This window comes from Falsiphaeobacter marinintestinus, from assembly GCF_007923355.1.
Classification (GTDB): domain Bacteria; phylum Pseudomonadota; class Alphaproteobacteria; order Rhodobacterales; family Rhodobacteraceae; genus Phaeobacter_A; species Phaeobacter_A marinintestinus.
On the sequence record NZ_VOGO01000001.1, the window covers coordinates 141,121 to 160,009 of the forward strand.

Here is an 18,889-nt window from a genome sequence, read left to right on the forward strand (position 1 = left end):
TTGGCCCGGTCAGGGGCGTACGGCCTGCCACAGACGCAGTGCTTGCGCCGTTTCAGCCACATCATGTACCCGAAGGATTTGCACGCCTTGGGCCAGCCCCGCAAGCCCGACAGCGATGGAACCGGGCGCACGCGCATCGGCGCGCGGCTGTTCGCCGATCTTGCCGATAAAGCCTTTTCGCGACGCGCCCAGCAAAATCGCACAACCGAGCCCGTGAAACAGTGACAATCCCTGCAAAAGCGCAAGGTTGTGATCAAGGTTCTTGCCAAAACCGATGCCCGGATCCGTCACGATCCGTGAACGGGGGATACCAGCGTGCTCAAGCGCGATAATCTGGCGTTCCAGAAAATCGTACACATCCAGCAGGACGTTGTCGTAAACCGGGTCCTGTTGCATGGTCGCGGGATCACCCTGAGCGTGCATCACGCAGACCGGAACGTCCTGATCCGCGCACACACCGGCCAGATCCGAATCAAAGGTAAATCCGGACACGTCGTTCACCAGATCGGCCCCCACCGCCAGCGCGGCTTGTGCGACCGACGCCTTGCGGGTGTCGATCGAGATCGCAATGTCAGAGGTTTCGCGCAGGGCCGCGATGATCGGGGCGGTACGCGATATTTCTATGTCTTCCGGGATGAAATCAGCGCCGGGGCGCGTTGATTCCCCTCCGATGTCGATGATGGTCGCGCCGTGATCGACCATCTTCAGGGCGACAGACTGAGCGGTGTCCGGTGCATTGTGTTGGCCGCCGTCGGAGAAGCTGTCAGGCGTCACGTTCAGGATCCCCATGATCTGCGGTGTGTGCATGTCCAGCCCTGCGACCGGCTCTCGAGCATCACAAATCCGGGCCAGCACAGCGTCGGGGATGGCCGAAACCGGGACGATTTCAGGCGCTGATGTCCGGGTCAGACGTTCGGCATGGGTGAACCACAAGGCCGATCCCGCAATTGGAACAGCCCCGGCGGGTCTGGCCCTGCCGGTCTGGACCAAGGGCCGGAAGTACCCTGTCACAGCACGGCCTGCCCGGTTGGGGCAGATCGCAGCGGGACGTCAGCGTTTTCCGGCAGGTCGGCACCGATCACCAGCATGTCTTTTGCAGCAAAGGTCGCCGCGAACCATGCGGCCAGTGCGACGGCGTCCGAGGGGTGCGCCGACGGTCCATCGACCGCGTCCAGCACGATCTTGGAAGGCGCCCAGACGCAGATCTGACCGTTCTTGATGGCCCAGTCGAGTTCGGTTCGGGTACTGACCACGACACAGCGATGATCACGGGCGGCCAATAGCCAGGCGTTTTGTTCAATGGCCAGCAGATCAATCCGTCGCTGGGTCATCACATGTCCGGTCTGGACTGCGGGCTGGTCCGGTGCCCCCACACATAAGATCAACGGGCGGTCCGCTGCTTCAAGCTGATCAATCCAGCCGGTCAGGTGCGGCGCGGCGATCGCGTCATTGGACAGGTAGACAAGCCGGGGATGTGGACGTTCGTTTGCGTCGATATCCTGATGCGCGGCATCGCGTCCGCGTACAATTTCGACACCCAATGCCCCGGGGCCGCGATCAAGCTTTTCGATCCGAACGAAGGCCCGCACGGCCTGCGGTTCCATCAGGATGCGTTCGGCCACACGTTCCGCCAAAGTTTCCAGCAGGTTCAGACGCTCGGCCGACAATTCGTATGCAATCGCTTCGGTCACCCGATCATAGCTGAGGATACGGTCGACATCGTCGTCAATCGGCCCTTTCAGGGGCGTGACTTCGACGACAACATTAAAACAGATCCGTTGGGTGGTGCCCCGTTCGGCTTGAAATGCGCCGATTTCGACTTCGACAACGTGGTCGCGCAGCGAAATGCGGTCCAAAGGATGCGTCGGCGCGGTCGCGGCTGCCCGCTCGGAGGGGTGGGCAAATGCCAGTCGGATTTCAGAACTCATAGGCTCGGCCTTCGAAATGCGGTCAGAGCGCCCATTTTAGGGCGCGGAGCCGCGTCTAACAGCCTCAAAGACGTCACGCCAGTCACCGAATGCGGCGGGCGCCGAGCTTTGCTAGTCGTTGCTGGCCGTGCGATAGTTGTGACGATAAAACAGGTGGACGCCGATACTGGCTGTCTTGGTATAGACGCGTGCCCAGCTCGGCTTTACGGCCCGGGTATGATAATGGGTGGCCCCATCGGTCAGATCTCCGGCGGCCCCGTCAATAATTGCACGCGCCACTTTGGACACCCGTTCGTAGGCGCGCTTTTCGGACACAACTTCTTTGTGGCCATCGCATGTATAGGTGAACTGGCACTGGTATTTCTTGCCTGTTCCCTGATTGATAACGCCGCACAGCGTGTCGGGGAATCGCGCGCTTTCGACCCGGTTCATGATGACCTCGGCCACGGCGAACTGGCCCTTGACGGTTTCACCGCGCGCTTCGAAATACAGCGCCTCGGACAGACATTTCCAGTTGGTGTCGCCTGCCGGCTTTGGTTGTGCGTCCAGCCAGTCATAGGAAAAGCTCATCGGCACGGTCGGCGTCTTGAGCTTGCCCTTGGGCTGGGACGCGCTGAGCAGCGCCTTGAGCTGTTGCCCCGGCATCCGGTTCAGTGTCGACTGTTCACGCTTGAACAGGTTCTGCAAACCAGAATCCGCCGCAGCATTTTGCGAAACAAAAAGGGCCGCAAATACAGCGGCAGCAACCATAAAGCTCTTCATCTTTTTACCCTAGAAGCAAGGATCTACGCGAGACTCTCCCCAGAGGACGCAAAGCGCTCTTTAGAGCAAACAATCTGAAAGGTCCAGTTATCGGAAAATTGCAAGCGGTTTCTTGAGCATCGGGATGGCGGCACCTGCTTTGCGGCGTGCAACACGGTCACAAGATATGGGCTCAAACCGGTTTTCAGGCCCCGATCTTGTGTGCGATCGCCAATTGGGCTGCGGCAAGACGCGCCACCGGTACGCGGAAGGGTGAGCACGACACATAGTCAAATCCCGCATCGCGACAGAAGGCGATTGATTCGGGGTTTCCGCCATGCTCGCCACAGATCGACAAGGTGATATCCGGGTTGCTCTGGCGGCCCCGTTCGGCCCCCAGTTTCAGCAACTCGCCGACGCCTTCCGTATCCAGCACGTGGAACGGATCTTCGGGAAAGACCCCTTGGCGGACATAATCCGACATGAAACGCCCCGCATCGTCGCGCGACATACCATAGGTCATCTGTGTCAGGTCGTTGGTCCCAAAGCTGAGGAACGCCGCGTATTGCGCAATATCCGCAGCCCGCAAAGCTGCCCTTGGGGTTTCGACCATCACGCCCAGACGATAGTCGAATTCCGATCCGCGTTCGCTTCCTACGGCGGCGGCGACAGCGTCGATCCGCGCCTTGATCAACTCAACCTCGCGCTTTGCGCTGACCAGGGGGATCATGATTTCAGGCACCACCGGCTCTCCGGATTGGCTGGCATCCAGTGTCGCTTCGAAAATCGCGCGGGTCTGCATGTCATAGATCTCGGGCACGGTCACACCCAGACGCACGCCCCTGAGGCCCAGCATCGGGTTGTATTCGGCCATCTCATCGACGCGGCGCGTGACATCTGACACCGGGATGTCCAGCGCTTCGGCCAATTCACGTTGTCCGGTGCGGGTTGCGGGCAAAAACTCGTGCAAGGGTGGATCAAACAGGCGGATACAGACCGGTTGCCCTTCCATGATCCGAAACAGTTGCGTGAAATCTTCGCGCTGCATCGGGAGCAGACGCGCCAGCACCGCAGCCCGGCCCGAACTGGTCTCGGCAAAGATCATCTCGCGCATCACGGTCAGGCGGCCCGGATCAAAGAACATATGTTCGGTTCGGCACAAGCCGATCCCCTGAGCGTTGAAATTTCGGGCGGTCTGGGCGTCCGCAGGCGTGTCGGCATTGGCCCGGATACTGATATCGCGGGACTGATCTGCCCAGGCCATAAGCTCTTGGAAGGCATCGTCCTGCGCGGCTTCCAGCATCTCTGGCTCACCAACCAGCACCTGTCCGGAGCTTCCGTCGATGGTAATCACGTCACCTTCCCTGAACACCCGTCCATCGGGCGCCGTCAGCATCCGGGACCGTGTCTGGAACCGGATCGAGGACGCGCCAACGATACACGGCAAGCCCAATCCGCGCCCGATCACAGCCGCATGACTGGTGATACCGCCCTTTTCGGTCAGTACACCGACAGCGGCATGCATGCCCCGGACATCTTCGGGTGAGGTTTCGCGCCGGACCAGAATGCACGGCTCGCGGCGGGCTGCACTGGCCTGCGCTTCGGCGGCCGTGAAGACAATCCTTCCGGTCGCCGCCCCCGGGCTGGCCGCAATGCCGTGCGCGATCACATCGCGTTGCGCATGGGGCGCCACCTGCCGGTGCAACAATTCGCTGACCGAATGGGGATCGACACGCATCACGGCTTCTTCGGTCGGGATGATACCATCCTGCGCCAGTCGCACCGCGATGCGCACGGACGCCCGCGACCCGCGCGGCACGCGCACCCCATCCAGGATATGGACCTCGCCATTGTGGACCACAAACTCGACCTGCATTTCCTCGCGCAGTCGTTCGCGCATGATCGCGGCGTATTCCTTGAGCTTGGCAAAAGCCTCGGGCGCCGCCTCTTCCAGCGACGGGCCGCGCGGGTCTTTTTCCAGGTACAAGGCCTCGACCCCGACGCCCAATGCGTCGCGCCCCTGACTCTGGCTCAGATACCGCCCGGTGATCTGGGGCTGGCCGGTTTCAGGATTGATCAGTTGCAAGACACCCGACCCGCATTCGCCATGTCCCAACCCCGGCACCATCTCTTGCACCACAAGACCCAGGCCGGCATCCGCAGGCGCCCCTTTGGCCTGACGCAACAACCGGGCCGAGGTCCCTTCCCACGCCCGCGCCATTGACCTCAGAACACCCGCCAGTTGCTCACCCGGATCCTGAGGGAATGCTTCGTCGGTTTCGTCCTGATAGGCGCGCAGAACCGTTTCAAGCCCCTCGGCGCCCTGATCCGACAACAGATCGAACGCGTCCGGATCCAACCTGGCCACATGAATCGCATATGACTGGACAAACCGCAAATACAGCGCGGCCGCCGCTTTGCGGCCCATCGTCTGGCTCATCTCTTCATAGCGGGTGTCATTCATCCCGATATTCAGCACCGCACCGGGCCCGCCCCAGTCGGGATCTTCTGACGACGGTCGCACACATAACGTCGTGCCGGCTTCAAACTGGCCGACGATCGCCGCGACATCGGGCAATGTGCCTTCGGCGATGCGATGCACCGCATCAAAAGACAACGCCACGGTTTCCGGGACGGGAAGGTCCAGCCGGACCAGGCGTTGCAGGCATTTTGCCCGTCCGCCATGGGTGGCCGTGGCCACCGGGGCCGTTGGGGTGATCAGCGTCGTATTCGGGTTATTCTGCACTGCGGCACCCCTTTGATTGCGCCAGCAGCATAAACCTCTAAGGGCACGACGCAAGGGCCGCGTCAGCTGCGCCCCTGCTTCTTTCTTGTTTGAAATACCCCGGGGGACCGCCCCTCGGGCGGTGGGGGCAGCGCCCCCTGCCCCGGTTCAGCCCGAAATCTGGTTCAGATCGGCCACCTGCCCGCAAACAGCCCGGATCTGGCTCAGCAGATTCAAACGGTTGCGACGCACGGTTTCATTGTCAGTATTGACCTGAACTTCGTCAAAGAACGCATCCACCGGGGCGCGCAATGCAGCCATGGCGGCCATGGCGGCAGGAAAATCCTCATCCGCAAGAGCCGGGGCAATCGCGGCTTGCGCTGCATCCAGCGCCGCAAACAGCGCACGCTCGCTGTCGGTTTCCGCAAATTTCACATCCGCGCCATAGGAGTATTCGACACCATCCTTGTCCTCGGCCTGGGTCAGGATGTTGTTGGCGCGCTTGAAGCCCTGCAACAGGTTCTCGCCGTCTTCGGTGCCCAGCACCTCTTGCAACGCCTGCGCGCGTTTGACCAACAGGGTCAGATCATCATTTCCGGGCATTGCGATGCAGGCGTCGATGATATCGTGGCGCACGCCCTGATCACGCAGGAACACCTTGAGACGGTCATGAATGAATGCCAGCAAATCTTCTGACGCATCAGGCACTTTGGCTTCCAGATTAAGGAACGCCGCAACCGGCGAGTCGCCCATCTTGTTTTTCACGGCGCGAAATGCCGCACCAAAGACTCCGTGATCGGCGATTTCTTCCAGCAGATCATCAACGTGCCCATCCGGCAAATCGCCATCAATCATACCCTCGATTCGGACCAGTTGCCCATCAATGTAGCGGTCCAGCCGCAAGCGCAGGTTGTTGGTCAGGATCAGGCGGATCACGCCCAAAGCCGCGCGGCGCAAGGCAAAGGGGTCTTTCGATCCGGTCGGTTTTTCATCAATCGCCCAGAACCCGGTCAGCGTATCCAGCTTGTCCGCCAGGGCGACCGCGACCGACAGAGGTGCCACCGGCACATCATCAGACGGACCGAGCGGTGAATAGTGGTCTTCGGCAACAGCTGCCACAGCGGCATCCTGACCGGAGGCTTCGATATAGTACCGCCCCATCAGACCCTGCAGTTCGGGAAACTCATAGACCATCTCCGAGCTCAGATCGGCTTTGGCCAACCCGGCGGCCAGCCCGGCCTGATCGGCGTCGGCCCCCGCGGTCGGAGCAAGATCGCGCGCCAGTGCCGCGATACGGCGGATCCGGTCGCCTTGTGTCCCCAGCTTGTTGTGGAATGTCACGTTCTCCAGCGCCGCAGTCCAGATCGCGATATCGGATTTGGCGATGCGCAAGTCGTTCTCCCAGAAGAACTTTGCGTCCGACAGCCGCGCCGACAGCACCTTTTGGTTGCCGGCCAGAATCGTCGCCCCATTGTCTGCAGTCTCGCGATTGGCGACGGTGACAAAGCGTTCGATCCGACCCGTGCGCGGGTTGCGGACCGAGAAGAACTTTTGATGTTCTTTCATTGAGGTTTGCAGGACTTCCGGCGGCAGTTCGAGGAACTCGGCGCCAATTTCGCCCATCAGTACAACAGGCCATTCGACCAGCCCGGCAACCTCGGCCAGCAGCCCCTTGTCCTCGACGATTTCAAGGCCCGCCGCAAATGCCATGTTCGTGGCGTCCGCCCATATGTGGTCAGCGCGTTCTTGCGCTGACAGAACAACCCGGGCTTTTTTCAGCTTGGCTTCGTAATCCTCAAACCCGGTGACAGCGAACCGTCCCGGCGCCATAAAGCGATGGCCCTCGGTCGTGTCACCGGCCTTGATCCCGTCCACGTCCAACGCCACGACATTGGCGCCAGCCTCGTCACTGAGAAGGCACAGGATAGATTGCAACGGGCGGACCCAGCGGAGTGGTCCTGCCCCCCAGCGCATCGCTTTCGGCCAGGGGAAATTGCGGACTGTCGTTTCAAGCACCTCGGCCACGATGTCGGCTGCGGGTCGTCCGGGTTTCACCACGGTTGCGAAATAAACCGCCCCTTTTGGCGTCTCGCGTTCTTCCAGATCGTCGCGGGATACGCCGGCACCGCGCAAAAACCCGTCGATCGCCTTGTCGGGAGCACCGACCTTGGGGCCTTTGCGCTCTTCCTTCAGGGTTGGCGATTCGACCAGCAGGTCATGGACAACCAGCGTCAGACGGCGCGGCGTCGAAAAGGCTTCGGCACCGCCATAGGTCAACCCGGCCTCGACCAGACCATCAGTCATCTTCTTTTTCAGATCCTCGGCGGCACGCGTCTGCATGCGGGCGGGAATTTCCTCAGAGAAGAGCTCAATCAGCAGGTCGGGCATTCGAAGTCCTCAGAAGTTCACGATCATCTGAATGATGACCGCATTGGCAATGTCGACAAAGAAGGCGGATACAAGGGGGAGCACGACAAAGGCAATAGGCGACGGGCCATAGCGTTTGGTGACTGCCGTCATATTGGCGATGGCTGTGGGGGTCGCCCCAAGGGCAAACCCGCCGAATCCGGCCGCCAGAACCGCCGCCCGATATCCGCGCCCCATCACAGGGAACAGCACATAGATCACGAACAGGATGGTGAATACGGTCTGCGCCGTAAGGATCGCAACGATGGACAGGCCCAGATCGGCAATGGTCCAAAGCTGCAGGCTCATCAATGACATGGCCAGAAACGCGCCCAGCGCAAATTCGGAAATCATCGCCAGCGATGGGGTGCGTGTCACCGGCGGTGCGTTCGGCGCGATCCAGGCGCGCAGGTTGGCGATAACGATGCCCATGATCAGGCACGGCACGAACAAGGGCAGCTTCAACCCGGCGGCTTCGATGGCCTCATTCGCCACATAGCCCAGCACGATTGCGACGTTGAGGTGCATCAGCACCCGCATCACCGTGATATGGTCGATATTTGTGGCTTCCAGCCCATCCTGGTCGGACAGACCGACAGTGTTCCCCTCGCTTGGATGGTCAGGGGTCAGCCGGTTCTTTTCGACCAGCCGTTTGGCGATCGGACCGCCGATCAGGGCCGCAAGCACCAGACCCAGCGTCGCCACGGCAACGCCCAGTTCTGTGGTGCCTGTCATGGCGGTGGCGGTGGCAACCTCGGGGGCCCAGGCAATGGCCGTCCCGTGCCCGCCGATCAATGACGCCGATCCGAACAACACCCCGGCCTTGGCCGGATATCCAAACAATACCGCCCCGAAAACCCCTATCCCGTTCTGGACGATGATCGTGATCAATGTCAGAATAATTAGCAAAAACAGCGGTTTACCACCAGAAATTAAATCAGACAGCCGGGCATTCAACCCGATCCCGGCAAAGAAGATCACAAGGAAGAAATCCCGTGATTCCATGTCGAAGTTCAGTTCCATCCCGAACAACAGATAAAGAAGCAGGAGAATCAGAGCGGCAAGCAGGCCGCCCGTGACCGGTTCAGGGATATTGAACCTGCGCAGAACGTCGACACGCTGGTTAATCTGCGCTCCGGCCAGAAAGACAGCAAAGCCCAATGTGACGGAAATGAAGTCTGGCACAACAAAGGAAACGGGCATTCTGTTTAGATCCTGAAGACAAGTTTTCTATCTGTTTCAAGGCCGTGCCGGGCACTCTTCACCAACGACGGTCCCGTCATATTCCTTGTGGCCACATTCGTTCAGTTCGTGCCAGACCCAGCCGCGTCCATCGGCCCCGATCCCGACCACGCGGTCAACGCCGTAAAAGATGTTCTTTTCGCCCAGATACACCGTCAGCGCACCAGATTCGATGGCTTCCCCGATCGCTTCTGCATCAAAACACTCGAACCAACCCGGCGCGACCCGCGGTTCACCGGCTGGCTGTACGACGTATTTGGCTTTCAGTTCATCCGGGGTGAGCGAGGTTTCGAAACAGGCCCTATATCGGATCGGAGAACTGTCGGCATCAATGGCTTCGAACGCCGTGTACAGAATGGGTTCAGAGACCTGACTGTCCTGGCGCACCAACAGAACGTCCTGACCGGGAACGGATGTCACGTTGTAATAATACCCATAGACTTGCAGGTAATACATCCACCCGGCGGCCACCGCAGCGCAGACCACGATGACGATGGCAATGATCTTGCCGCTCATACGATACTCTCCCGGGCGGATTGCGCCCTTTCGTTTTGGCCTGGAACAGGACACAGTGGTCGCGATCTCCCAAGAAGAAGATAAGGATCATTCCATTGGATACGCATTTTGCGGTCACGTTTTTCGGCGCGCTGTTCGCGATTATGAACCCAATCACCAACTTGCCGGTCTTTTTGACGGTGACGGATGGGGCCACGCCCGCGCAACAGCGCCAGGTTGCGCTGAAAACCGCGCTTTATTGTACGATTATGGGCGCGCTGTTCGCGTTCGCCGGCCAGCAGGCTTTGAACTTTTTCGGCATCAGCGTCGACGATTTCCGATTGGCGGGCGGGCTGGTCGTTCTGCTGATCGGTCTGAACATGCTGCACGGCGAGAAAAGCAGTTCGCACCACGGGACTGACGAAGAAAAGGAAAGCTATCCCGCCGTCGATACTGTGGCGTTCTATCCTTTGACCTTTCCGATCCTGGTGGGTCCGGGCACGATCACCACGCTGATCCTGTTCGCTCACAAGATCAAGACACCGACGGATATGGCTGCCTACATTGGCGTTTTTGCAGGTATCATCGCGCTTTTGGTCCTGGTTTTCTGGAACGCGCCCACGTTGAGCAAGCACCTGACAAGCAGCATGCGCGTGATCATGAGCCGGCTGATGGGCATGATCCTGGCCGCCATCGCCATGGCAATGATCACCGATGGGTTGAAATCCTTGCTGCCTGGCCTCGCCTGACATCGTTGGCCTCCTGATCGGTATCTAGGTTGCGAAACCGCCTGCCTCGGTCTGTACGAACGCATCTGCGCATTGCTTGGACAATGCGCGGACGCGACCGATATAGGCCTGGCGTTCGGTCACCGAAATCACACCGCGCGCGTCAAGCAGGTTGAAGATGTGGCTGGCCTTGATGCACTGGTCATACGCCGGGTGCACCATGACAATGCGCTTGCCGGTTTTCGGATCCTCATAGGGATGTGACAGGATATCCGCGCATTCGGCCTCGGCCTCTTCAAAATGGCGCAGCAACACGTCCGTGTTGGCAATGTCGAAATTCCAGCGGCTGTATTCGGCCTCGGTCTGGGCAAAGACGTCGCCATAGCTGAGCGGGATCGGTGCTTGTGGATCATTGTAGGGCATGTCCATGACATGATCGACGCCAAGGACGTACATCGCCAGACGCTCAAGCCCATAGGTCAGTTCGCCTGACACCGGATGGCAGTCATGGCCGCCAACTTGCTGGAAATAGGTGAATTGGCTGACTTCCATACCATCGCACCAGACCTCCCACCCCAGTCCCCAGGCGCCCAACGTCGGGCTTTCCCAATCGTCTTCGACAAAGCGGATGTCGTGCAGCGTCATGTCGATCCCAATCGCGGCAAGCGATCCGAGATAGAGTTCCTGCAAATCGGGCGGGCTGGGTTTGATCAGGACCTGATACTGATAATAGTGCTGCAACCGGTTGGGGTTTTCGCCATAGCGCCCGTCGGTCGGGCGGCGCGAAGGTTGCACATAGGCAGCAGCCCAGGGTTTCGAGCCCAGCGACCGCAGCGTGGTGGCGGGGTGAAATGTCCCGGCGCCAACCTCCATATCATAGGGCTGCAGCACGGCGCAGCCCTTTGCGGCCCAATAGGTTTGAAGCCGCAAAATGATCTCCTGAAAGGACCGCGGAGCGCTGATCTGGTCGGTCATGGTCTGATCCCCTTTGCCCGCCGCCAAAGGCGACGCGAATGCGCGCCTTTCCTATGCCCCCCGCTGGTCAGGGTCAACGGCGCATCACAGGGAAGCGAGCCTATGAATTGCCCATAGCCAATGCCCCGCTATGTCGACTATGTAGAACAGTGAAATTGGATCTGAGGCCCGAGTATTGGAATGAAAAGACTGTTTGCAGCGGTATTGCTTATCTTCACCGTCTTTGCCCCCGCCGTTTCGGCCCAGCAGGCACCTCCCGATGTGGCCTGGGTGCAGATCGAAGCCCACCCCAGCCTGACCGTGGCGCAGAACCGCGCCCGCGACTATGCCGCGCAACTGGCCGATGTGAACGGGTTCTCTCTGGGTGGGAGCTGGTACGGCATCGTTCTGGGGCCCTATACACCGGATGATGCGCGCCGGGTCTTGCAGGTCTATCGGGCCGAACGGCAGATCCCCCGAGACAGTTTTCTGGTTCAGACCCGGCAATTGGGCCAGCAGTTCTGGCCAGTCGGCGCGGATATCCTGAACCGCGGCGCGGTGACGGCCCCGGTGCCTCAGCCCGAACCCGAGACGCAAGTTGAGGCACCGACGCCCGAACCTGCTGACGAAACACCATCGCAAGCCCGTCGCGGCGAGCAATTGTTGACCCGGGACGAACGCAAGGACCTTCAGATCGCGCTGCAAGCCGCCGGGTTCTATAACTCGACCATCGATGGCGCCTTTGGGCGGGGCACGCGCCGTTCGATGGCGGAATGGCAGATCAATAACCAGTTTGAGCCGACGGGCATTCTGACCACGCTTCAAAGGCAGACGTTGATGGATCAGTACAATGCCCCGCTGATCAGCGTCGGTATGCGCCGAAAGAATGACCTGAAAGCCGGGATTGGCATGGAAATGCCCGCCGACGTCGTGCGGTTTTCTCGATATGAGCCCCCGTTTGCCCACTATGATGCGGCCACAGATCTGGGCGCGCGGGTTCTTTTGATCAGCCAACCCGGTGATCAGCGCACATTGTTCGGCCTGTATGACATCATGCAAACGCTGAAGATCGTCCCCCTTGATGGGCCGCGCGAGCGGAGCAAGGATCGCTTTACGCTTGAGGGGCGTGGCAATGGCATTGTGTCCTATACCGAAGCACGCCTGACAAAGGGCGAAATCAAGGGGTTCACATTGGTCTGGCCTCAGGGCGATGAAGCCCGCCGGACCCGTGTGCTGGCCGCGATGAAGGCCAGCTTTGACCGGCTTGATGGCGTTCTTGATCCGGCCGAAGGCGGCGACCAGCCACAAAACATCGATCTGGTTTCGGGCCTGCAGGTGCGCAAACCGAAATTTTCGCGGTCGGGATTTTTTGTGGATAAACAAGGGACAGTCGTGACAGCAGTGTCGACCGTTTCGGGGTGTACCCGGATCACGCTGGACCACGAGTATGACGCCACTCTGGTTGCATCTGATCCCACATCGGGCCTTGCGATCCTGAAACCGAAACAGGCGCTGGCCCCGATTTCGGTGGCGGGCATGCGGATCGGAAAACCCGTGCTTCAGGCCAAGGTCGCCGTGGCAGGCTATTCCTATGGCGGTGTCTTGGGGGCAGCGACACTGACGTTCGGCACGGTGGCCGATGTCAAAGGCCTGCAAGGTGAGACCAACATATCGCGACTGGATCTGACCCCCTTGCCCGGTGATGCGGGTGGCCCGGTCATGGACGAACAGGGCGGCGTGCTTGGTATGCTGGCCCCTTCCCCGGAAAACGGGCAACGGCTGCCCGACGACGTCAGCTTTCTGACCGATGCGGATACGATCCGCGATGCGCTGAGGGCCGAGGGAGTGGAGATTCAGACCAGCTTTGCTGCCCGCACGCTTGCCCCGGATGATCTGAGCCGACTGGCCACCGGCATGACCGTTCTGGTCAGTTGCTGGGACTGAAGATCACCTGACGGGTCGCGCTTTCCGGGCGCGGCCTATTCCCCTTGCGGGCAAAATCGTTAGATTGGCGCGGCTGTCTTACCCGTTTCAGGAATCGCGATGCCCCGCTTCGAATACAAAGTTGTCCCTGCCCCGTCCAAAGGCCAGAAGGCCAAAGGCGTGAAGTCACAGGAGGGCCGCTTTGCGCGGGCCATCGAAACCACACTGAACGATCTGGCCGCAGACGGATGGGAATATGTCCGTGCGGAACTGCTGCCAAGCGATGAACGCAGTGGCCTGACCGGGTCAACCGTGAACTGGCGCAACGTGCTGGTGTTCCGCCGTCAGGTCGAAACCGACATTGATGTGCTTCAGCCCAGACCGGTTCTTGCCCCTGCGCCTTTCGATGAGCCGCCCACCTTCACAGCCGATCCGCCCTTGGAAGCTGTCGAGGATTCTCCACGCCTGTCACTGGTCACGGAGGAGCCAGAAGAAGAGTACGACGATTGGGAAGATGAGTCAGAACTGGAGTACGACCCGCCCGAAGACGAGCCGCGACGCTGAGCAACCAGCGATTATTCGCCGATGTCCAGCGACAGCGCGTGAATCTTCGCCACAAGCTCGGGGCCAAGCGCCGTATGCACGGCGCGGTGGCGCTGGATCCGGCTTTGCCCCTGAAAGGCCGAAGACCGGATCAGGACATTGAAATGGCTCTCTCCGCCCTCTTGATACCCGCCATGGCCGCGGTGGCTTTCGCTGTCGTCAACGACCTCAAGCCTTGTTGGCGAAAAAGCGGTCTCAAGTCGGCTTTGAATTTCGTCAGTTACGCGCATGTTGTCCAATTACGGCAAAAAAAATGCCGTCCCCCTCTTCTATCTGGCGACCCATAGACTAAACTCTGTCGTCCGAGTCGAGCAGGCGTTAGCAGAAAGGTCTGGGTAATGGCTAAATCAGATCCCTTCGGGTTTGACATGTCGGTGTCATCCGCAAAGAAAAAGAACCCTCGTGGGCGGCGCAGCATGTCTGGTGCGTCCGAGACATCTGTTCGGTTGTGCGATCACGAAGGATGTCAGGAACCGGGGAAATTCCGCGCGCCCAAAGCGCCCGACGTTCTGGATGATTTTTTCTGGTTCTGTCAGCAGCATGTGCGCGAGTACAATCAGACCTGGAATTTCTTCGACGGCACCACCGAGGCCGAGTTGAATGCCCAGCAAAGCAAAGACAAGGTCTGGGAACGCGAAACCAAGCCGATGGGCGATCCCGAGGCCCGCGCCTGGGCCCGTCTTGGCATCGAGGACCCGCATCAGGTTCTGGGCGGGAACGCCACACAGAACCCGGGCCGGGGTGTCACCACCGGACGCCGCCTGCCCCCGACCGAGCGCCGCGCTGTCGAGATTTTGGAAGCCAAGGATCATTGGTCAAAAGCCGACGTGCGCAAGTCGTACAAAAAGCTGATCAAGGTTCTGCACCCCGACATGAACGGCGGCGACCGCAGTCAGGAAGAACAGCTGCAAGAAGTCATGTGGGCCTGGGATCAGCTGAAAGACAGCCGCAACTTCAAATAGCCACCCCGGGTTTTTACCTGGGCTGGTCTGGTAAATCGACTCTAGGCGACGTCACGGGTCGATTTGGCGGTGTGCGTTGCCAGCATATCGGTCAATCCAAGAGCATCCAGATCCTGCGCGCCCGGGTTCAGGCCGGCCGGAAACACCACATCGGGCCCATCCGCCCGCGACAGCGTCAGCGTCTCTACCGTCAAGGCCTTGAGCTCTGCGGATTTATCCAGTCTTCCGTTCCACCCTCCGAGGAAATCATGGGGATTCCTTTCAAAATCCGGAGGGACGAAAACTGCGCTTAGGCTGGCAAACCCGTCGATATCACCCTTCTCTGTCTGATAATCCTCTGGAAAGGTTGTGTCATTCGTCGCCATACCCTGAACCTTGATCCCGTCGTGCCATGCCATTTTGTAAAACACCGGGCGCGGCTTGCCTTTTATCTTCGGATAATCGGCGTGAAAAAGGCCAATCGCGGTGTTTGCGTCCAGCCAGTGCTGCGTCGCGCCCTTCTTGGCATAGCTCGTCCGGGACAGGACCGAATTGAACGCGGAGCACAGGTTTTCCCGCGGCCTTGGTTTTTCGATTTTGTCCGGGGACTTGAGAAATTTGAATACTTTGCCGCCCTGATTTTGCTGTCCGAGCAACCCGGGTTTGTGATCGTTCAGGATGGTGTTTGATACAAACAGCATGTCCCGCGATGCGACGCCGTCCAGAGAAAAGGCGGCGTGAACGTTATAAAACCTGTTGTTGAAAACCCGCCAGTTCTGCGCTGCGGCTTCCGGTTCGATGGCATTGTCGCGCACAAAGGCAAAGCTGTTGTTGTAAATCGCGACATCGCAATTGCGCGACACCGACAGCCCGTTTTTTCCCCGTTTGAAACGGCCGTCACGCACATCCATCCGGATCACGTTGAACGCATGCGCCACGGCGCAGTTTCGAATTGTGACGCCCCCGTTGATGTCAAATGACCCGAACATCGCGCCGTTGAAAAAACTGGCGTCAAAATGGCCTCGCTGCGCCTTGACCTCGGGCCAGCTTACACGGCCCGACCACATGTCGTGGTCTGCATCCTGAACCCAGGTCAACGCATCCAGTGTAATCCGTTCGGTCGGGAGGTCAGTATGTTGTCGCGCATAGATAAAATACCGCCCTCCGACCGCATGACAATTCCGGATCATCACGTCAGTGCAGGACCGCATATAGATCGCCGTGGGCCAGGGATCTTCAAAGAACAAACCTTCCAGAACGATATGATTCGCCCGGATCAGCTTGAGCACCGCATGATCGCCGTCCAAGGGCTCCATACCGCTATGACGCCCGTGATCACGTGTGGTTCCGCCGCACAGCACCGACTGGCCCGAAGAAGCCCCCCGCAGCACAATAGGAGCCTTCGCCGTTCCGCTGACCGACAAGGTCGCCGGGATTGGAAAGCGGCCCGGCAGCAATTCTACGACATCACCGGGTCGGGCCTTGTTGATGGCCGTCTGCAAATCAAACGCCCATTCCGGGTTCTCAGAGGTTTGCCGACGAAAGACCTGAGTGCTGGGTGCGGCCAGAATATGTGCCATATCGAACGTCTCCAAAGTTAATTGCGGCTGACCCAGGTCGTGTAATCCTGATCCGCCCAATTTAAATGACGTAACGTTAAATGACGTCAACCCGCGTCACAAGTTTCAATTCAGTCCGGTTTAAACCTCTGCATCAGAAAACCACTTTGTGACGCAACAGCCTTGCGCGCTGCCCCTTGCCCTTCCCAGCGTAATGTTGCACCACGTGCGGGGTTCGGACCCCGACATGGGGCTAGGAAAAAGGACAGACGGCATGGTTGACGGCGCGATTGATGTAAACGCAAAACCCACCGAAGAGATTTCGGTTCGCGACGTGTTCGGAATCGACACCGACATGACGGTGAAAGGTTTTGCCGAAACCAGCGAGCGCGTGCCGGCGCTTGACCCGACCTATAAGTTCGATCCTGACACAACCCGCGCGATCCTTGCCGGGTTTTCCCATAACCGCCGCGTGATGATCCAAGGCTATCACGGCACAGGAAAATCCACGCACATCGAACAGGTCGCCGCACGGCTGAACTGGCCGACAGTGCGGGTTAACCTGGATAGCCATATCAGCCGGATCGATCTGATCGGCAAAGACGCGATCAAGTTGCGCGATGGCAAGCAGGTCACCGAATTTCACGAAGGTATTCTGCCCTGGGCGTTGCGCAATCCGACAGCGATTGTGTTTGACGAATACGACGCGGGCCGTGCCGATGTGATGTTCGTTATTCAGCGTGTGCTGGAGCATGACGGCAAGCTGACCTTGCTGGATCAGAACGAAATTATCACGCCGCACCCCTATTTCCGCCTGTTCGCAACCGCGAACACCGTCGGCCTGGGCGACACCACTGGTCTTTATCACGGTGTACAACAGATCAACCAGGCCCAGATGGACCGCTGGTCGCTGGTCGCGACGCTGAACTATCTGAGCCATGATGCGGAAACCATGATCGTTCTGTCGAAAGCACCGCATTACAACACCGAAAAGGGTCGCAAGACCGTTGCCCAGATGGTGACCGTCGCCGACCTGACCCGGACCGCCTTCATGAACGGTGATCTGTCGACCGTGATGAGCCCGCGGACCGTGATCAACTGGGCCCAGAACGCCGAGATCTTCCGCGATGTTGGATACGCCTTCCGCCTGTCGTTCCTGAACAAATGTGACGAGCTTGAGCGTCAGACCGTGGCCGAGTTCTATCAGCGCTGTTTTGATGAAGAACTGCCGGAAAGCGCAGCAAGCGCCAGCTTGGGCTAACCTTCCTGCGGGTTGTCCCGATTTGGCAGCCCAAAGGGGAGAAGACCATGCATATTGGCCTGATCGGCGGCATCGGCGTTGCCGCCACCATCGTGTACTACAAACGACTTACCGCCCGGATCGAAGAGCTGGGCGGTAAGGCCGATCTGACCATCGTCCATGCCGATGTTCATGAGCTGATCCGCAATAACCTGGCCGATGATCGCGAGGCGCAGGCGCAAGTCTATGCTGCGCTGATCGACAGGTTGAAGGCCGCGGGTGCCGATTGCGCAGCGATTACCTCTCTGGGCGGGCATTTCTGTTTCAATGAAACCGTGCCGCTGTCTTCCCTGCCCCTGATCTCGGCTGTGACTCCGCTGGACGATTTCTTTGCTGCCGAAGGCTTGGGAAAAGTCGGCCTGCTGGGCACCCGCGTTGTCATGCAAACGCGTCTGTACGGTCAGCTTGAACGCACCGAAGGCGTCGCACTGGATGACGAGATCGACGCGATTGGGCAAAGCTATCAGGATATGGCTGTTGCCGGTGTGTGCTCCCCCGACCAACGGGCGCTGTTTCTGGATGCAGGACGCCGCATGGTGGATGATCTTGGGGCCGATGCCGTGGTTCTGGCCGGTACCGATCTGAACCTTGCCTTTGACGGGCAAGATCCGGGATATCGCGTCGTTGATGCCTTGGATGTGCATGTGGACCTTCTGGCCAAGATTGCCACAGGGCGGTCGCCGGTTTGAAAACAGGCGCCTTGTCAGACGGATAAACCCGGCCATCCGATGCCAGCGACTTGAAAAAAACATTGGCGCTTAAGAATTATTCGCTAATGTCTACTTCATGGGCAGTTTGAAAACTATTTCTCTGGGCCTTGTCCTGATTTGCGGCCTGAACGGGCCGTCGCAGGCGGTCGACAGCGCCGACCCCACGACTCGCCTGCAGTTCTTTGCCAGTTGTGCCGGAAGGTTGTCGGCCTTGATGGAGCATCAATGGATGTTCGATGGCACGGCATCCGAGCACACGAAATCGCGGCGGGCCAATGTTCTGGAGATATTGCAGGCGATGATGCCGCCCGATGCCGGGCGATCGGTTCTGAACTGGCGGATCGACGCCAAAATGGCCCACGCCAGCCTGCTGACCCGCGCAACATTCAACGACAATGCGGCAGACGCGCAGCGCGCGGCGCAGGTTGCGACCCGCATGGTGGCTCAGTGTGACTCGGTTTTGCTGGGCTGATCGGACTGTCGCTGCCCAGATCGTTTCAATTTTCATGGTTTCTTAATCAGATCAGATGAACCTGCCTGACGAGGCATATGTTTTTCTGCATCAGAGCTGCGTTAACTTAAAGAGGATTCCAAGTCTGCAGGACAATCTGTGCCCCAAACGCTGATGGCGGGT

Annotated in this window: 17 protein-coding genes; 7 read left to right on the forward strand and 10 right to left on the reverse strand. The window is 59.3% G+C overall.

Going from position 1 to position 18,889, the window contains the following annotated elements; translation table 11 throughout:
• Positions 1-9: 9 nt before the first annotated feature.
• From folP to FOY56_RS00745, 7 genes are all read right to left on the reverse strand, one after another.
• Positions 10-1,011 carry a dihydropteroate synthase gene (folP, locus tag FOY56_RS00715; RefSeq protein ID WP_146343865.1) on the reverse strand — a complete coding sequence of 334 codons (1,002 nt, stop codon included), beginning with the start codon at positions 1,009-1,011 and terminating at the stop codon, positions 10-12.
• Positions 1,008-1,928, reverse strand: coding sequence for a dihydroneopterin aldolase (locus FOY56_RS00720; protein ID WP_146343866.1), 921 nt, complete (start codon positions 1,926-1,928; stop codon positions 1,008-1,010). Before FOY56_RS00720 ends, folP begins: the two co-directional genes overlap by 4 nt.
• 111 nt (positions 1,929-2,039) lie before the next feature.
• A complete protein-coding gene (locus tag FOY56_RS00725) occupies positions 2,040-2,690 on the reverse strand; it encodes a cell wall hydrolase (RefSeq protein WP_146343867.1) in 651 nt (216 codons plus the stop codon).
• 184 nt (positions 2,691-2,874) lie between these two features.
• A complete protein-coding gene (locus FOY56_RS00730) occupies positions 2,875-5,415 on the reverse strand; it encodes a putative PEP-binding protein (protein ID WP_146343868.1) in 2,541 nt (846 codons plus the stop codon).
• Positions 5,416-5,562: 147 nt separating this feature from the next.
• Positions 5,563-7,782, reverse strand: coding sequence for a glycine--tRNA ligase subunit beta (gene glyS, locus FOY56_RS00735; protein WP_146343869.1), 2,220 nt, complete (start codon positions 7,780-7,782; stop codon positions 5,563-5,565).
• Positions 7,783-7,791: 9 nt separating this feature from the next.
• Entirely contained in the window at positions 7,792-9,003 is a 1,212-nt protein-coding gene (gltS, locus tag FOY56_RS00740; RefSeq protein ID WP_146343870.1) for a sodium/glutamate symporter, read from the reverse strand.
• Positions 9,004-9,039: 36 nt separating this feature from the next.
• Complete coding sequence (locus FOY56_RS00745) at positions 9,040-9,558, reverse strand: DUF6446 family protein (RefSeq protein ID WP_146343871.1); 519 nt, start codon at positions 9,556-9,558, stop codon at positions 9,040-9,042.
• A gap of 95 nt (positions 9,559-9,653) precedes the next feature.
• Between FOY56_RS00745 and FOY56_RS00750 the strand changes: the two genes are divergently transcribed.
• Positions 9,654-10,286, forward strand: coding sequence for a MarC family protein (locus FOY56_RS00750; protein ID WP_146343872.1), 633 nt, complete (start codon positions 9,654-9,656; stop codon positions 10,284-10,286).
• Between the two features lie 24 nt (positions 10,287-10,310).
• On the opposite strand, the gene FOY56_RS00755 is transcribed toward FOY56_RS00750, so the two are convergent.
• On the reverse strand, positions 10,311-11,240 hold the full coding sequence (locus FOY56_RS00755; RefSeq protein ID WP_146343873.1) for a glycine--tRNA ligase subunit alpha: 930 nt from the start codon (positions 11,238-11,240) through the stop codon (positions 10,311-10,313).
• Between the two features lie 180 nt (positions 11,241-11,420).
• On the opposite strand from FOY56_RS00755, the gene FOY56_RS00760 reads away from it, so the two are divergent.
• Together FOY56_RS00760 and FOY56_RS00765 are read left to right on the forward strand one after the other, a co-directional pair.
• Positions 11,421-13,163, forward strand: a complete 1,743-nt coding sequence (locus tag FOY56_RS00760) for a serine protease (RefSeq protein ID WP_146343874.1) — start codon at positions 11,421-11,423, stop codon at positions 13,161-13,163.
• A 99-nt stretch (positions 13,164-13,262) separates the two neighbouring features.
• Complete coding sequence (locus FOY56_RS00765; RefSeq protein ID WP_146343875.1) at positions 13,263-13,706, forward strand: DUF4177 domain-containing protein; 444 nt, start codon at positions 13,263-13,265, stop codon at positions 13,704-13,706.
• Between the two features lie 11 nt (positions 13,707-13,717).
• Here FOY56_RS00765 and FOY56_RS00770 read toward each other — a convergent pair whose 3' ends face one another.
• Complete coding sequence (locus FOY56_RS00770; RefSeq protein WP_146343876.1) at positions 13,718-13,975, reverse strand: BolA family protein; 258 nt, start codon at positions 13,973-13,975, stop codon at positions 13,718-13,720.
• Positions 13,976-14,083: 108 nt separating this feature from the next.
• Here FOY56_RS00770 and FOY56_RS00775 point away from each other — a divergent pair, with 108 nt between their 5' ends.
• A complete protein-coding gene (locus tag FOY56_RS00775) occupies positions 14,084-14,707 on the forward strand; it encodes a DnaJ domain-containing protein (RefSeq protein WP_146343877.1) in 624 nt (207 codons plus the stop codon).
• 41 nt (positions 14,708-14,748) lie between these two features.
• Here FOY56_RS00775 and FOY56_RS00780 read toward each other — a convergent pair whose 3' ends face one another.
• Entirely contained in the window at positions 14,749-16,266 is a 1,518-nt protein-coding gene (locus FOY56_RS00780) for a right-handed parallel beta-helix repeat-containing protein (RefSeq protein WP_146343878.1), read from the reverse strand.
• Between the two features lie 253 nt (positions 16,267-16,519).
• Between FOY56_RS00780 and cobS the strand changes: the two genes are divergently transcribed.
• The 3 genes from cobS (at position 16,520) to FOY56_RS00795 (ending at position 18,727) form a co-directional block, all read left to right on the forward strand.
• Positions 16,520-17,506, forward strand: a complete 987-nt coding sequence (cobS, locus tag FOY56_RS00785; RefSeq protein WP_146343879.1) for a cobaltochelatase subunit CobS — start codon at positions 16,520-16,522, stop codon at positions 17,504-17,506.
• Positions 17,507-17,553: 47 nt separating this feature from the next.
• On the forward strand, positions 17,554-18,234 hold the full coding sequence (locus FOY56_RS00790; protein WP_146343880.1) for an aspartate/glutamate racemase family protein: 681 nt from the start codon (positions 17,554-17,556) through the stop codon (positions 18,232-18,234).
• A gap of 97 nt (positions 18,235-18,331) precedes the next feature.
• Positions 18,332-18,727, forward strand: coding sequence for a hypothetical protein (locus FOY56_RS00795; protein ID WP_146343881.1), 396 nt, complete (start codon positions 18,332-18,334; stop codon positions 18,725-18,727).
• Positions 18,728-18,889: the final 162 nt, after the last annotated feature.

Coding starts and splice junctions, on each gene's coding strand:
- FOY56_RS00720 (WP_146343866.1), bottom strand. CDS start 1,928: ATGAGTTCTGAAATCCGACTGGCATTTGCCCACCCCTCCGAGCGGGCA.
- FOY56_RS00725 (WP_146343867.1), bottom strand. CDS start 2,690: ATGAAGAGCTTTATGGTTGCTGCCGCTGTATTTGCGGCCCTTTTTGTT.
- glyS (WP_146343869.1), bottom strand. CDS start 7,782: ATGCCCGACCTGCTGATTGAGCTCTTCTCTGAGGAAATTCCCGCCCGC.
- gltS (WP_146343870.1), bottom strand. CDS start 9,003: ATGCCCGTTTCCTTTGTTGTGCCAGACTTCATTTCCGTCACATTGGGC.
- FOY56_RS00745 (WP_146343871.1), bottom strand. CDS start 9,558: ATGAGCGGCAAGATCATTGCCATCGTCATCGTGGTCTGCGCTGCGGTG.
- FOY56_RS00755 (WP_146343873.1), bottom strand. CDS start 11,240: ATGACCGACCAGATCAGCGCTCCGCGGTCCTTTCAGGAGATCATTTTG.
- FOY56_RS00760 (WP_146343874.1), top strand. CDS start 11,421: ATGAAAAGACTGTTTGCAGCGGTATTGCTTATCTTCACCGTCTTTGCC.
- FOY56_RS00765 (WP_146343875.1), top strand. CDS start 13,263: ATGCCCCGCTTCGAATACAAAGTTGTCCCTGCCCCGTCCAAAGGCCAG.
- FOY56_RS00770 (WP_146343876.1), bottom strand. CDS start 13,975: ATGCGCGTAACTGACGAAATTCAAAGCCGACTTGAGACCGCTTTTTCG.
- FOY56_RS00775 (WP_146343877.1), top strand. CDS start 14,084: ATGGCTAAATCAGATCCCTTCGGGTTTGACATGTCGGTGTCATCCGCA.
- FOY56_RS00780 (WP_146343878.1), bottom strand. CDS start 16,266: ATGGCACATATTCTGGCCGCACCCAGCACTCAGGTCTTTCGTCGGCAA.
- cobS (WP_146343879.1), top strand. CDS start 16,520: ATGGTTGACGGCGCGATTGATGTAAACGCAAAACCCACCGAAGAGATT.
- FOY56_RS00790 (WP_146343880.1), top strand. CDS start 17,554: ATGCATATTGGCCTGATCGGCGGCATCGGCGTTGCCGCCACCATCGTG.
- FOY56_RS00795 (WP_146343881.1), top strand. CDS start 18,332: ATGGGCAGTTTGAAAACTATTTCTCTGGGCCTTGTCCTGATTTGCGGC.